This is a genomic window from Winslowiella sp. 2C04, from assembly GCF_050037805.1.
GTDB lineage: Bacteria > Pseudomonadota > Gammaproteobacteria > Enterobacterales > Enterobacteriaceae > Erwinia > Erwinia toletana_A.
The window spans coordinates 3092728-3107410 of the sequence record NZ_CP188300.1 but is presented as its reverse complement, the minus strand read 5'-3'; the positions used below and the strand labels follow the sequence as shown (position 1 = coordinate 3107410).

The 14683-nt window shown below is 54.3% G+C and carries 16 protein-coding genes; 7 read left to right on the top strand and 9 right to left on the bottom strand.

The window, feature by feature from the left end; all coding sequences use genetic code 11:
• Window positions 1-94: 94 nt before the first annotated feature.
• From potG to rlmC, 5 genes are all read left to right on the top strand, one after another.
• Window positions 95-1228, top strand: a complete 1134-nt coding sequence (potG, locus tag ACP3TC_RS13945) for a putrescine ABC transporter ATP-binding subunit PotG (protein WP_426818280.1) — start codon at window positions 95-97, stop codon at window positions 1226-1228.
• A gap of 11 nt (window positions 1229-1239) precedes the next feature.
• Window positions 1240-2202, top strand: a complete 963-nt coding sequence (gene potH / locus ACP3TC_RS13940; protein WP_313856710.1) for a putrescine ABC transporter permease PotH — start codon at window positions 1240-1242, stop codon at window positions 2200-2202.
• Window positions 2199-3041: a putrescine ABC transporter permease PotI gene (gene potI, locus ACP3TC_RS13935; protein ID WP_313856712.1), complete on the top strand. Its 843-nt coding sequence runs from the start codon at window positions 2199-2201 to the stop codon at window positions 3039-3041. The genes potH and potI overlap by 4 nt, the downstream gene beginning before the upstream one ends.
• 116 nt (window positions 3042-3157) lie before the next feature.
• A complete protein-coding gene (locus ACP3TC_RS13930) occupies window positions 3158-3637 on the top strand; it encodes a YbjO family protein (RefSeq protein ID WP_313856713.1) in 480 nt (159 codons plus the stop codon).
• Between the two features lie 60 nt (window positions 3638-3697).
• A complete protein-coding gene (gene rlmC / locus ACP3TC_RS13925; RefSeq protein WP_426816674.1) occupies window positions 3698-4825 on the top strand; it encodes a 23S rRNA (uracil(747)-C(5))-methyltransferase RlmC in 1128 nt (375 codons plus the stop codon).
• Window positions 4826-4935: 110 nt separating this feature from the next.
• Here the strand turns inward: rlmC and ACP3TC_RS13920 are convergent, their stop codons facing one another.
• From ACP3TC_RS13920 to ACP3TC_RS13895, 6 genes are all read right to left on the bottom strand, one after another.
• Window positions 4936-5667, bottom strand: a complete 732-nt coding sequence (locus tag ACP3TC_RS13920; RefSeq protein WP_313856715.1) for an arginine ABC transporter substrate-binding protein — start codon at window positions 5665-5667, stop codon at window positions 4936-4938.
• A gap of 127 nt (window positions 5668-5794) precedes the next feature.
• Window positions 5795-6463 carry an arginine ABC transporter permease ArtM gene (gene artM / locus ACP3TC_RS13915; RefSeq protein ID WP_313856716.1) on the bottom strand — a complete coding sequence of 223 codons (669 nt, stop codon included), beginning with the start codon at window positions 6461-6463 and terminating at the stop codon, window positions 5795-5797.
• Window positions 6463-7179, bottom strand: coding sequence for an arginine ABC transporter permease ArtQ (gene artQ / locus ACP3TC_RS13910; RefSeq protein ID WP_313856718.1), 717 nt, complete (start codon window positions 7177-7179; stop codon window positions 6463-6465). The genes artM and artQ overlap by 1 nt, the downstream gene beginning before the upstream one ends.
• A 7-nt stretch (window positions 7180-7186) precedes the next feature.
• The gene (gene artJ, locus ACP3TC_RS13905; RefSeq protein ID WP_426816673.1) at window positions 7187-7918 is read right to left on the bottom strand and encodes an arginine ABC transporter substrate-binding protein; all 732 of its coding nucleotides are present in this window, start codon (window positions 7916-7918) and stop codon (window positions 7187-7189) included.
• Between the two features lie 14 nt (window positions 7919-7932).
• Window positions 7933-8661, bottom strand: coding sequence for an arginine ABC transporter ATP-binding protein ArtP (gene artP, locus ACP3TC_RS13900; RefSeq protein WP_313856720.1), 729 nt, complete (start codon window positions 8659-8661; stop codon window positions 7933-7935).
• A gap of 214 nt (window positions 8662-8875) precedes the next feature.
• Window positions 8876-9418 carry a lipoprotein gene (locus ACP3TC_RS13895; protein ID WP_313856723.1) on the bottom strand — a complete coding sequence of 181 codons (543 nt, stop codon included), beginning with the start codon at window positions 9416-9418 and terminating at the stop codon, window positions 8876-8878.
• Between the two features lie 100 nt (window positions 9419-9518).
• On the opposite strand from ACP3TC_RS13895, the gene ACP3TC_RS13890 reads away from it, so the two are divergent.
• The gene (locus ACP3TC_RS13890) at window positions 9519-9839 is read left to right on the top strand and encodes a heavy metal-binding domain-containing protein (protein ID WP_313856724.1); all 321 of its coding nucleotides are present in this window, start codon (window positions 9519-9521) and stop codon (window positions 9837-9839) included.
• On the top strand, window positions 9839-10675 hold the full coding sequence (locus tag ACP3TC_RS13885) for an N-acetylmuramoyl-L-alanine amidase (RefSeq protein ID WP_313856725.1): 837 nt from the start codon (window positions 9839-9841) through the stop codon (window positions 10673-10675). The genes ACP3TC_RS13890 and ACP3TC_RS13885 overlap by 1 nt, the downstream gene beginning before the upstream one ends.
• Window positions 10676-10703: 28 nt before the next feature.
• Here the strand turns inward: ACP3TC_RS13885 and ltaE are convergent, their stop codons facing one another.
• From ltaE to ACP3TC_RS13870, 3 genes are all read right to left on the bottom strand, one after another.
• A complete protein-coding gene (ltaE, locus tag ACP3TC_RS13880; protein WP_313856727.1) occupies window positions 10704-11705 on the bottom strand; it encodes a low-specificity L-threonine aldolase in 1002 nt (333 codons plus the stop codon).
• Between the two features lie 60 nt (window positions 11706-11765).
• A complete protein-coding gene (poxB, locus tag ACP3TC_RS13875) occupies window positions 11766-13487 on the bottom strand; it encodes a ubiquinone-dependent pyruvate dehydrogenase (RefSeq protein WP_313856728.1) in 1722 nt (573 codons plus the stop codon).
• Window positions 13488-13646: 159 nt separating this feature from the next.
• Entirely contained in the window at window positions 13647-14546 is a 900-nt protein-coding gene (locus ACP3TC_RS13870) for a lysine exporter LysO family protein (protein WP_313856729.1), read from the bottom strand.
• Window positions 14547-14683 lie beyond the last annotated feature (137 nt).

Below are 14683 nucleotides of genomic sequence, written 5' to 3'. Positions count from 1 at the left end.
GGCAGGCAGGTTGCCAACCCCAACTTTTATCAGTTATTTCATCTCATTAAACGGCCAGCCGTGAACATCAGCTTTGCACCGGAGAGAAATGTTAGTGAACGATGTGATCCCTCGTCCGCAAAATAAACCAGCGAAGGCATTAACCCCGCTGCTGGAAATTCGCAACCTGACGAAATCTTTTGACGGGCAGAATGCCGTTGATGATGTCAGCCTGACCATTTATCAAGGCGAAATTTTTGCCCTGCTTGGCCCGTCCGGTTGTGGAAAGTCAACGCTGTTGCGCATGCTGGCGGGCTTTGAAGCGCCCAGCCACGGGCAAATTGTGCTCGATGGGCAGGATCTTTCGCAGGTGCCACCGTATCAGCGCCCGATCAATATGATGTTCCAGTCATATGCGCTGTTTCCACACATGACGGTAGAGCAGAATATCGCCTTTGGCTTAAAACAGGATCGACTGACGAAAGCTGAAATCGCCAGCCGCGTCGAGGAGATGCTGGCGCTGGTGCATTTACAGGAGTTTGCCAGACGTAAGCCGCATCAGCTTTCCGGCGGGCAGCGTCAGCGTGTGGCACTGGCGCGCAGCCTGGCAAAGCGTCCAAAGTTGTTGCTGCTGGATGAACCGATGGGCGCGCTGGATAAGAAGCTGCGTGATCGGATGCAGCTGGAGGTGGTGGATATCCTTGAGCGCGTCGGCGCGACCTGCGTAATGGTCACCCACGATCAGGAAGAGGCAATGACCATGGCCGGACGCATCGCGATTATGAATCGCGGCAAGTTCGAGCAAATTGGCGAGCCGGAAGAGATCTATGAGCATCCAACCAGCCGCTACAGCGCGGAGTTTATCGGCTCGGTAAATGTGTTTGAAGGCATACTGCGTGAACGTCAGCCGGATGGATTAGTCATCGACAGTCCGGGGCTGATTAATCCGTTGAAGGTCGACTCTGACAGTTCGGTAATGGATAACATGCCGGTGTGGATCGCCTTGCGACCGGAGAAAGTGATGCTGTGTGACCAGCCTCCGACAGACGGCTGTAACTTTGCTGTCGGGGCAGTGGAACATATCGCTTATCTCGGCGATCTGTCGATTTATCATGTGCGTCTGCGCGGTGGCCAGATGATCTCTGCGCAGTTACAGAATGCCCATCGCTTCCGTCAGGGAGCGCCGACCTGGGGTGATGAAGTGCATCTTTGCTGGGATACCAACAGCTGCGTTGTGTTGACGGTCTGAGTGAGGGAAACATGAGTCAATTTAACCAACCGCTTGCTAAATCTCCGCCCGCGACGGCGAAACCAGGCGCATCGCTGGCAGCGCGTCTGCTGTTAAAGCATGGCCGCAAGTTGGTGATTGCGCTGCCGTGGATCTGGCTGTTTATGCTGTTTTTCCTGCCATTTTTATTTGTGCTGAAAATGAGCTTTGCCGAATCACTGCGCGCCAGCCCGCCTTACACCGAGTTAATCAGCTGGGCTGACGATCAATTCAGTCTGGTTTTAAATTTCAGCAACTATTTACGGCTGTTCAGCGATGATTTTTATATCGGTTCTTACCTGCAATCGCTGAAGCTGGCGGCGATATCCACCGCGATCTGTTTACTGATCGGTTATCCGCTGGCGTGGGCAGTGGCGCAAAGTAAGCCGTCGGTGCGTAATATTCTGTTGTTACTGGTGCTGCTGCCGTCGTGGACCTCTTTTCTGGTCAGGGTGTATGCGCTGATGGGGCTGCTGAACAATAACGGCGTATTAAATAATTTTCTGCTGTGGCTCGGGGTTATCAATCAGCCGCTGGAGATTCTCTACACCAATGTGGCGGTGTATATCGGCATCGTTTACTGCTATCTGCCCTTTATGGTGCTGCCAATTTATGCCGCCCTGACGCGTATTGACTATTCGCTGGTGGAAGCTTCACTCGACCTTGGTGCCGGACCGCTTAAAACTTTCTTCCAGGTGATTGTGCCACTGACCAAAGGCGGCGTGATTGCCGGCTCAATGCTGGTATTTATTCCGGCGGTGGGGGAGTACGTGATTCCGGAATTACTCGGCGGTAAAGATACGGCGATGATTGGCCGCACCATTTTGTCGGAAGTGTTCTCAAACCGTGACTGGCCAATGGCTTCCGCTCTGGCGGTGACCATTCTGCTGATTCTGACGTTGCCGATTATCTGGTTTCATAAGCATCAGAATAAACAATCGGGAGCCAAAGTATGAATTCACTGCCTGCTGTGCGTTCGCCGTGGCGGACGGCGATTCTGCTTACCGGTTTTACCCTGCTGTATGCACCGATGCTGTTGCTGGTGATCTATTCAGTCAACAGCTCGCCGCTGGTCACGGTATGGGACAGTTTTTCGCTGCGCTGGTATGTACAGCTGTTCCACGATAGCAAGATGCTGAACGCCATCGGCCTCAGTCTGAGTATCGCGGTGCTGGCGGCCAGCACCGCAGTGGTGCTGGGCACGCTGGCGGCGGTGGCGCTGGTGCGTTTTGGCCGCTTTCGTGGCTCCACCAACCTGGCATTTATGCTGACCGCGCCGCTGGTCATGCCGGATGTGATAACCGGTCTGGCACTGTTACTGCTGTTTGTCGCGATGGGACACGCTTTTGGCTGGCCTGAACGAGGCATGATCACCATCTGGATGGCGCATGTTACTTTTTGTACCGCTTATGTCGCGGTGGTGATCAGCGCGCGGCTGCGTGAACTGGATCGTTCGATCGAAGAGGCGGCAATGGATCTGGGTGCCACGCCGCTGAAGGTGTTTTTTGTTATTACGCTGCCGATGATTGCTCCGGCGATTATTACCGGCTGGCTGCTGGCTTTTACTCTGTCGCTCGATGACCTGGTGATTGCACGTTTTGTTACCGGTGCCGGAGCCAATACTTTACCGATGGAGATTATGAATTCTGTTCGCCGTGGTATGAATCCGGAAATTAATGCGCTGGCTTCATTGATCCTGCTGGTGGTGGGAATTGCCGGTTTTATCGCCTGGCGCATTATGGCGCATAAAGAAAAACAGCGTATTCGTGATATTCAGAAAGCTGCACGTGGATGAAAGTGAAATAGTTTGCCAATATAATGATCAGTAAGGGAACGAATTTTTCAGCAGCGGCTCACTGAGTCGCTGCTGTGATCATTATTGCGTGTGGCGGGGTCTGCAGGAGAAACCAGATGTCGGATGTGTTCAGAGCGGGAAAAGGCAGCATTGAAACGCACTCTGCGATTCCGGTTCCGGTATTAATTGCCGGCAGCGCGATTATTGCCACACGCTGCCTGAGCGTGCTGCTGCTCGCCAATGAACTGGGCTACGAGGAGCTGGCCAACTTTATTCATCGCAGCGCACAGGCCTGGGATTCGACGCTGATATTTATCGCCAGTCAGTTAATCTTCTTTATTGAGTTACGCTGTGCTATTGCACTGCTGCGCGGCACCAACTGGGGGCGCTGGGGCTATGTCCTGACGCAGATCATTGTGGTGCTGTATATGCTGGTGGCGTCGCTGGGCTGGGTCTATCCGGAGATTTTCAGCATCAGCGGTGAAACCAATGCCGAAATTGTCCATACTCTGATCCTGCAAAAGTTCCCTGATGTCGTGGTGCTGATACTGTTGTTTGTTCCGGCCAGCAGCCGCAAGTTTTTTCACAAGCATTAGGCTCTGGTGCTACAATCCACGCCCGCATTTTTGCGTTAATCATCTAATACAGGCTTTAACATGCATTGCGCGCTTTACCAGGCGGATCGTTGCCGTTCCTGCCAGTGGCTCGAAATACCTTATCCGCAGCAGTTGTCCACCAAACAATCCCAGCTGGAACAACTGCTGTCTGAGCAGGCCGTCGCCGAATGGTGTCAGCCAGTGACCTCAGCGCAACAGGGTTTCCGTAATAAAGCCAAAATGGTGGTCAGCGGCAGCGTGGAGCGTCCGCTGCTTGGTATGCTGCATCGTGACAGTACGCCGGTTGATCTTACCGCCTGTCCGCTGTATCCGCACAGCTTCAGCGAGGTGTTTGCCCAACTTAAGCCGTTTATCGCCCGGGCTGGTCTGACGCCGTATAACGTGGCGCGTAAACGCGGTGAGCTGAAGTACCTGCTGTTAACTGAAAGTAGCCAGCAAGGGGCACTGATGCTGCGTTTTGTGCTGCGCTCACACAGTAAGCTGGCGCAGTTAAAGGCCGCGCTGCCGTGGCTACAACAGCAGTTGCCGCAGCTGAGCGTGATATCCGCCAATATTCAGCCGGTGCATATGGCGATCCTTGAAGGTGATGAAGAGATCCCGCTAAGCGAAAATCAGGCGCTGGCGGAACAGTTTAATCATGTGCCGCTGTATATTCGGCCGCAAAGTTTCTTCCAGACCAATCCGCAGGTCGCTGCCGCGCTGTATGCCACCGCACGCCAGTGGGTCAGTGAACTGGCGGTCAGCCAGATGTGGGATCTGTTCTGTGGCGTTGGTGGGTTCGGTCTGCACTGTGCCACGCCGGAGATGACGCTGACCGGTATTGAAATCAATGCCGAAGCGATCGCCTGTGCAAAGCGCTCGGCGCAGAAGATGGGGCTGGATAAAGTGCAGTTTGCCGCGCTGGATTCAACGCAGTTTGCCACCGCCAATGGCGAAGTACCGGAGCTGGTGCTGGTCAATCCGCCACGCCGCGGCATTGGTGCTGAGCTGTGTGATTATTTAAGCCGGATGGCACCGCAGCATATCCTTTATTCCAGCTGCAACGCCCAGACGATGTCGACGGATATTGCCCGGCTGGCAAACTATCAGATTGAACGGGTGCAGCTGTTTGATATGTTCCCGCATACCGCCCACTCTGAAGTGCTGACGTTATTAAAGCGGGTTTAAGCGCGGACGTTAATTGGCAGGCCAGACAACTTCGCCGCTTACTGCTTCCCAGTGATATGTGCAGAACCTCACCCGAGTAAGCGTTTCGCTTGTCTGACCCACCCGTTCAGTTACTGTGGGAACCAGTGATCGCTGATCTTCTGGTAAGTGCCGTCAGCTTTGATTGCTGCCAGCGCATCATTCAGTTTCGTCAGCAACGCCTGATTATCCGGGCGAACCGCGATACCCAAGCCGGTGCCAAAATATTGTGCATCGGTCACGTGTTCACCAACGGTAGCCAGATTCGGATTACTTTTAAGCCATTCGTTCACGACTGCAGTATCACCAAACACGCCATCCAGACGACCATTTTTCAGGTCAAGAATCGCATTCTGATAGCTGTCGTAAGCCACCGTGGTGACTTCCGGATGCTTTTCCTGCAAGTATTTCTGATGCGTGGTGCCGTTTTCCATACCGATACGTTTGCCTTTCAGTTCGTTCAGGCTGCTGAACTTGCCTTTCTGGGCAATCACCACCGCAGAGTTGGCGTAGTAGGGCTGAGTAAAGGAAACCTGTTTGCTGCGCTCAGGGGTGATATCCATACCAGAGATGACCGCATCGTAACGACGGAATTTCAGCGCCGGGATCAGGCTGTCAAACGGGTTGTTGGTAAAGGTGCAGTCTGCCTGCATCTGCTGGCACAGTGCTTTGGCGAGGTCGATATCAAAACCGACGATTTGATTGTTACTATCCAGAGATTCAAACGGCGGATAGGTGGCAGAAGAGGCAAAACGAATTTTCTCAGCCGCGCTGGCGCTGAAAGCGACGCTGGCAAGCAATGCGGTCAGTAACAGTTTCTTCATCGGTGGTGCTCCTGTTTCTCTTTATCATTATGTTGCCGTGAGGCGAGAAACAAGATGCCATTAAATGAATGACTATGCAATATTTGTGTATAAATAATTAAAAAGGCGAGATGAACTCGCCTTTTTGTTAATTTCTATGCTCGAAAGCCAGTGCGCGCCGTTCGATTAACCGCATCAGTAACGTCAGCAATCCATTGACCACCAGATAGATCAGACCTGCGGCAGCGAATACCGAAATGTCATAAGTGCGGCCATACAGCAGCTGTGCGTGACCCATCACTTCCATCAGCGTGATGGTGTAGGCCAGCGACGTGCTTTTAAACACCAGCACCACCTCATTGGAATAAGAGGAGAGGGCGCGTTTAAACGCATAAGGCAACAGAATACGCAGCGTATCTTTGCGATTCATCCCCAGTGCGGCACAGGATTGCCACTGACCGGCCGGAATGGCGCGTACCGCACCATGAAACAGCAGCGTGGTGTAGGCGGCACTGTTTAGCGACAGCGCCAGCAGCGCACACAGCCAGGGCTGCGACAGCACGTGCCATAACCACGGAATATGCTGGATCGACGGAAACTGACCCGGACCGTAGTAGATCAAAAAGATCTGCACCAGCAGCGGCGTACCGGTAAATAGCGTGATATAGCCCTTGACCAGCTGACTCAGCAACGGCACTTTTAGCGCCAGCACCACGGTGAACATCAGGGCCAGCACCAGCGCCAGAATCAGTGAGGCCACGGTTAACGTCAGGCTGGTGTGCAGCCCTTTGAGCAATTCAGGTAAATACTCAAGCATCAGCTATTTCCCTGTTCAAAGCGCGTGGTGCGCAGCTCAATACGTTTCAGCACCCACTGGCTGAACAGCGTGATCAGCAGATAGATAGCGGCGGCAATCATATACCAGGTAAACGGCTCCTGCGTGCGGGTGGCAATGCTTTTGGTTTGCAGCATGATGTCATTGACGCTAATCAGCGACACCAGCGCGGTATCCTTCAGCAACACCAGCCACTGATTGCCCAGCCCCGGCAGCGCATGTCGCCACATCTGCGGCATAATCAGGCGGAAAAAGATCGCTGTTTTGCCCATCCCTAACGCCTGACCTGACTCCCACTGGCCGACCGGTACCGCTTTCAGCGCGCCACGCAGCGTCTGCGAGGCATATGAAGAGTAGAGAATCGACAGCGCAATCACCCCGCACAGAAACGGACTGACGTCGAAGTTTTGAATCTCCATCTGCACTGGCAGCTGGAACAGACCAAAATTAATCACGAAACCATCGGACAGCATCAGCAGCAGCTGCGAGGCGCCGAAGTAGATAAACAGCACCACCAGAATTTCCGGCAGTCCGCGAAACAGCGTCACCAGACCGGTGCCGAGCCAGGCCACAGGACGCCAGCGGGCCGATTCCCAGACGGCAAAGATCATTGCCAGAATCAGCCCGACGATTAGCGCACAAATGGCCAGGCCGACGGTCATCCCGGCGGCGCTGACAAGAGGTGTAAATTCGTTCATCAATTAATTACTGTTGGAACCATTTTTCGTAGATGGTTTTATAGGTGCCATCAGCCTTCACTTTATCCAGTGCGGCGTTGAATTTGCCCTGCAGCTCGGTGTTGTCCTGGCGCAGTGCGATACCGAGACCAGTACCAAAGTAGGCTTTGTCGGTGACTTTCTCACCCACCGGCGTCAGATTAGCATTCTGCTTCAGCCACTCATTCACTACCGCTGTATCACCAAATACCGCGTCAATACGGCCATTTTTCAGATCGAGGATGGCGTTCTGGTAGCTGTCATACGGCACGGCAGTGACATCAGTTTGCTTATCACTGAGGTATTTCTGATGGGTAGTGCCGTTTTGCACGCCAACACGCTTGCCTTTCAGCGCGGCAAGATCGGTTACTTTGCCTTTCTGCGCGATAAAGGTTGCTGAGTTATCATAATAAGCATTAGTGAACAGCACCTGCTTTTCACGCTCAGGGGTGATGTCCATACCAGCCATGACCGCGTCAAAACGACGGAATTTCAGGCTTGGGATCAGGCTGTCGAAAGCCTGATTGGTGAAAGTACATTTAGCGTCGATCTCTTTACACAGCGCATTAGCCAGATCAACGTCGAAGCCCTGAATTTGATTATTCGAATCAACGAATTCAAACGGAGGGTAAGAGGCTTCGGTGGCGAAGCGAATGGTTTGAGCGGCGGTGGCGCTGAGGCTCATTCCGGCTAACAGTGCGGCAAGTACCATTTTTTTCATCGTTATGTCCTGCTTCAGTGCGAGAGATAGTTAGCAAACGCTTCGGTTTGCGGCTGGGTAAAGCGGCTGGCGTCACCCTGCTCAACGATAAAGCCATTCTCCATATAGACCACCCGGCTGGCAGTCTTACGGGCAACTTCTACTTCGTGGGTGACGATAACCTGAGTAATCCTGGTTTGCGACAGCTCGCGAATAATACTGACGATCTGTGCGGTAATTTCCGGATCCAGCGCGGCGGTCGGCTCGTCAAACAGCAACACCGCAGGTTCCATCATCAATGCGCGCGCAATGGCGACGCGCTGCTGCTGACCCCCGGAGAGATGCAGCGGAAAGCGGTCGACAAACTTGGTCAGACGCAGACGCTCCAGCAGTTTATCGGCACGCGCACGCGCCTGATCTTTGCTCAGCCCCAGAACGCGGCAGGGCGCTTCGATCAGGTTTTGCATCACGGTTAAATGAGGCCAGAGATTATATTGCTGGAATACCATACCGACGTTTTGACGCAGTTCACGAATTGCGCTGTCGGATGGCGTTTTGCTGAAGTCGAAATTGTTCCCTGCAATGCTCAGGGTGCCGGAACGTGGCATCTCCAGCAAATTCAGCACGCGCAGCAGCGAGCTCTTACCCGCGCCGCTGGGGCCGAGCAGAACCAGAGTTTCACCTTCAGGACATTCCAGTTGAATATCGAACAGTGCCTGGTGAGCACCGTAGTAGCAGTTTATACCGTTTAGTTGAATACTCATGCGCAAATAGTGAATAGCAATTGATGTCGCAAATCTTAACGTCGACAGAATAGTTATGCAATCATCGTGCGTTAAAATTTATTTATGATAAGTCAGGTATTTAAAGCGTAGCACAAGATCTCGCATAGCAAGCGGGGAGCGGTAATACAGTGATATTTTTGTTATGTCACACCGGATAAGCGCACCGCAATGTCGCGGCGCGCTTAACAATGCATTATTTTTCTAACGTCTGGCTCAGGCTACCGCCGCCTGGACGCGGCCAGTTGGCGACATAACGTACATCATCCACTGCCCAGCAGGTGCCCTCACGCACCATCAGCACTTCATCCTGCCACTCTACGGCTTGTTCGCCGTTACGGCTCAGTTTAACCCGCAGCGGAATATTACGCGCATCAGTATTCGGAATGGTTGAAGCATCGGCTACGCTGGCTGAGGTCGGGCCGGACACATGGCTGGAGAACAGATCGCCATGGGTTAACTGCGTCGGTTTATCACGGTCCGCATTGGCTTTCAGCAGCTTCTGGTACAGTGAATCACTGAGATAGGGCCGATATTTTGCCAGCAGCTGGCTGTCCGGTAGCCCCTGAGTCGGTTGCTGAATACGCAGATCATAGAATTTTTGCGCCACGACATCCGGTCCGCCATCCACGCATGGCCCGCTGCGACTGCCAATATCTTTGTAAGCTGGTTCGACCGTGGTACAGGCACTCAGCAATAGTGCGGCCGGGATCAGCGCGGCAAACGCTTTGTTTTTCATTTCTATTTCCTTATTGTTAGCTGGCAAGTCATGATTTTTATCATAAAGTATAGCCATGGTTTTTAACCTCGCGGGCTATCAGGCCGATCAGGAGAGCAGCATGAAACTTTCAACTACCCCGACGCTGGAAGGGCAGACCATTACCGAATATTGCGGCGTGGTAACCGGCGAAGCGATTCTTGGCGCGAATATCTTCCGTGACTTCTTTGCCGGCATCCGCGATGTTGTCGGTGGCCGTTCTGGCGCTTACGAAAAAGAGCTGCGTAAAGCGCGCCTGCTGGCCTTTGAAGAGATGGAAGAGCAGGCGAAAGCGCTGGGCGCGAATGCGATTGTCGGTATCGATATCGATTACGAAACCGTGGGTAAAGACAGCAGTATGCTGATGGTCAGCGTCAGTGGAACCGCAGTAAAAATCCGCTAATGCGTTACTGGATGCTGTTACTGGCGATATTGCTCAGTGCCTGTTCGACTCCCGGCATTGAACAGCGTGACGGCTATCGGGTGGACACGCGCCACAGTGCATACGGTGCGCGTCCACGGATTAAAGTGGTGGTGATTCACTACACCGCCGAGGATTTCCCCACCTCGCTGGCGACGCTGACCGATCGGCAGGTCAGCGTGCATTATCTGATTCCCGATCGCCCACCGCAGAAAAAAGGCGATCCGCTAATTTGGCAGCTGGTGCCGGAAGCGCAGCTGGCCTGGCATGCCGGGCCCAGCTTCTGGCGTGGCGCGACGCGTCTGAACGATACCTCAGTTGGCATTGAGCTGGTTAATCCGGGTTATGTCCGCACCGCCACCGGAGTCGTCTGGACGCCATTTACCCCGGAGCAGATCGCCGTGCTGCAACCTCTGGTCCGCGATATTGTGCAGCGCTATCAGATTAAGCCAGAAAATATTGTCGGCCACAGTGATATCGCGCCGCAGCGTAAGCAAGATCCCGGGCCGTTATTTCCCTGGGCATTACTGGCGCAGCAGGGATTAGGGGCGTGGCCTGATGCAGAGCGGGTGCGCGTCTGGCTGGCGGGCAACGATCCGCAGCAGGCGGTGCCGGTTGAGGAACTGATGGCGCTGCTGGCACGCTATGGTTACGAAGTGACGCAAGGAATGACGCCGTCGCAGCAGCAAAAAGTGATTGCTGCTTTCCAGATGCATTTCCGACCAACAGACTTTCGCGGATTGCCGGATGCCGAAACGGCGGCGATCGCCAGAGCGTTAATCGAGAAATATCAGCCAGAACAATCTCCCCAGGGTTAATTTTTAGAGGCGGCGATTTCGCCGCCGGTTAGCGTGAAAGAAACGCCTGCCAGTGGCTGACCAGCAGTTCCAGCGCGTGACGATCGACATCCAGATGCGTTACCAGACGAGTTACCGCGCCGGTGCTGATAATAATACCGCGCTGGTGCATATACTGTTTTAAAGGTTCAATCTGCTCATCAGCGAGGCGCACGAAGACCATATTGGTATCCTGACGCCTGACATCAACACCGATGGCTTTGAGCTGTTCGGCCAGCCAGCGGGCATTGTCATGATCCTCTTTCAAGCGCGCGATATTATGCTCAAAGGCATACAGCCCGGCCGCTGCCAGAATTCCCGCCTGGCGCATACCGCCACCGGTCATTTTGCGCCAGCGGCGGGCACGTTTGATATAATCTTCACTGCCGCACAGTAGCGATCCTACCGGCGCGCCAAGACCTTTCGACAGGCAGATTGTCAGGCTGTCGCAATAGCCTGCAATTGCTTCCAGCGTGGTATCCAGCTCCACCACCGCGTTGAAAATACGCGCGCCATCAATATGTAGCGCCAGCTGATGCTGACGGGTAAAGGCAAACGCTTCCTGTAAATAGGCCATCGGCAACACTTTGCCGTTATGGGTATTTTCCAGGCTTAATAATTTACTGCGGGCAAAGTGGGCATCATCCGGCTTGATGACCGATGCCACTACATCAAGCGGCAAGCTACCATCGGCGGCAGCAAGAATCGGTTGTGGCTGAATACTGCCCAGTACTGCAGCACCTCCCGCTTCATACTTATAGTTGTGTGCCAGTTGGCCGACGATATACTCATCGCCGCGCTCACAGTGGCTGAGTAACGCCACCAGGTTGGCCTGGGTGCCGGTTGGGAGCAACAGCGCCGCCGCTTTCCCGCTGAGTCGTGCCGCTTCAGCCTCCAGCGCATTGACGGTCGGATCGTCGCCGTAAACATCGTCGCCGGTTTCTGCAGACATCATTGCTGCCAGCATTGCGGCACCCGGGCGGGTGACCGTATCACTGCGTAAATCAATCACTGTTGCTCTCCTGATTAAAAACGGGCGCCGCAGCGCCCGTAACAAGTTCCCACCAATGTTTTACCGCAGCCAGTTGGTTTTCGCCAGTTCAACCACTTCATCACCCCGACCGCTGATGATTGCGCGCAGCATATACAGACTGAAGCCTTTCGCCTGCTCCATTTTAATCTGCGGCGGCATCGCCAGTTCATCGGTGGCGGTGACGACATCCACCAGTACCGGGCCGTCATGGGCAAACGCCTGCTCCAGCGCCGCGTCCACCTCCGAGGCTTTTTCCACCCGGATGCCTTTCACGCCACAGGCATTAGCAATCGCAGCAAAATTCGGATTTTCCAGCTCGGTGCCGTCGGTGAGATAGCCACCGGCTTTCATCTCCATCGCCACAAAACCCAGCACGCTGTTGTTAAATACCACGATTTTGATCGGCAATTTCAGCTGCGCTACTGACAGGAAGTCGCCCATCAGCATGCTAAAGCCACCATCACCGCTCATCGCCACCACCTGACGCTGTTTATTCAGTGATTGCGCACCCAGCGCCTGCGGCATGGCATTCGCCATTGAGCCGTGGCTGAATGAACCGAGCAGGCGGCGTTTGCCGTTCATTTCCAGATATCGCGCCGCCCAGACGGTCGGCGTACCGACATCGCAGGTAAAAATCGCGTCTTCACTGGCGTAATGGCTGATTTGTCGGGCAAGGTATTGCGGATGAATCGCCTGCTTATCATTGGCTGTTGCCAAATCGTCGAGGCTTTTCCGCGCATCCGCATAGTGTTCCAGCGCCTTATCGAGGAAGTGACGGTCGGTCTTTTCTTCCAGCTGCGGCAGCAGCGCCGTCAGGGTGGATTTGATATCACCCAGCAGCGCCATGTCGACATGACTGTGCGCGCCAATGCTACCTGGATTGATATCAATCTGAATAATTTTGGCGTCAGCCGGATAAAACGCGCGGTAAGGGAACTGCGTACCGAGCAGCACCAGGGTATCCGCATTCATCATCGCGTGATAACCGGAGGAGAAGCCGATCAGCCCGGTCATGCCAACGCTGTAGGGATTGTCATACTCGATATGTTCTTTGCCGCGCAGCGCGTGAACCACCGGCGCTTTCAACGTGGCGGCCAGTTGCACCACTTCCTGATGCGCACCGGCACAGCCGCTGCCACACATTAAGGTAATATTTTTCGCCTGATTCAGCGCCTCCACCAGCTTGGCCATTTCACCGGCTGGTGGTTGAATCACCGGATGCTGCGGTGGATACCAGTCAGCCGTCGCCCCTTCAGGGGCTGCCTGTAGCGCCACGTCGCCGGGCAACACCACCACAGAGACACCGCGATTGAGGATAGCTTTACGCATCGCGATCCCCAGTACCTGCGGCAGCTGCTCAGGATTCGATACCAGTTCACAGTAATGGCTGCATTCACGGAACAATTCCTGCGGATGGGTTTCCTGAAAATAACCGCTGCCGATTTCGCTGGAAGGAATGTGGGCGGCAATCGCCAGTACCGGTACCTGGTTACGGTGGCAGTCGAACAGGCCGTTTATCAGATGCAGGTTGCCCGGCCCGCAGGAACCGGCGCAAACCGCCAGCTCACCGCTGATTTGCGCTTCGGCACCGGCGGCAAAGGCGGCGACTTCCTCATGGCGCGTCGGCATCCACTCAATGGTGCCCATACGGTTCAGGCTGTCGCTAAGTCCGTTCAGTGAATCCCCGGTCACGCCCCAAATGCGTTTTACGCCGGCGCTTTCTAAAGTTTTTGCCAGCAGAGCGGCAACGCTTTGTTTCATCCTTTTCTCCTCATTATGGTCAACGGCTAACCTGCCAGTGACCTTTATTCACCAGAAAAGCATAGTCGAAGGAAATGAAACGGGAATTGCACCAGCAGGGGGAAAGTGTGAATTGATGTTGTCGCCACGGGGTTAGCAGGCCCCGTGGCAGATAGCGTATTACGAGGAAAACAGCGCGATTAACACCGGAGCCAGCAAACTCAGTGCAAAACCATGCACAATCGCTGCGGGTACAATCTCTGTTCCGCCGCTGCGTTGCAGCACCGGCAGGGTGAAATCCATTGAGGTGGCACCGCACAGACCCAGCGCGGTGCTGCGATGGCGGCGAACCAGCGTCGGGATCAGCATAATTGCCAACAGCTCGCGCAGCAGATCATTAAAGAAGGCCGCGCTGCCGATGACGGGCCCAAACGCTTCCGTCATCAAAATTCCTGACAGAGAATACCAGCCGTAGCCGGAAGCCATTGCCAGCCCGGTTTTCAGCGGCAGATCGAGCAGCAGTGCGGCAATCATGCCTCCGACCAGCGCGCTGACCGCCACCACCAGCGCCACGATCATGCCGCGACGATTAAGTATGATCTGACGTAAGCTCATACCGCTGCCGCGCAGCTGGATGCCGACCAGAAACAGCAGCAGGATCAGCGCGTACTCGCTGGCCGCCGCGGCATAGTGCAACGGTGGCCACTCGCTTAATCCCAGAACAAAACCGAAAACCACCACGCCGCACAGCTTCAGTGACTCGAGCGCCATATGCAGACGCGACGGCAGCGCCTGCTGCTTGTGCTGGTGTACCCAGGGTTTACGCCGCTCCAGCAGCCACAGCGCCAGCAGATTACAGGCCATAATGCATACCACGCTGACCGCCGCGTAATGAAAAATCGACAGCAGATTACTGCTCAGGTTGTCGAGAAACGCCAGGCTGATACCCATAAAGAACAGAATGACGTACACCATGCCGCTCAGTAGTCGGTTGATCAGGCGCAACCACACCGGACGCGTTAACCGCAGTAAATATCCCAAAATCAAAGGTACAAGAATAATCAGTAGTCCCGAATACATAACGCCGGCTGGTCCTTATAAAAAAGTGGCAACACGCTATCCAAAAACCACCGTTGAGTAAAGCAATGTTCAGCAGCATCACTTGACCTGTCGCCAGCTGGCGGTCATTCTCAAATAAAAGCGGGATGAGGAGAGCC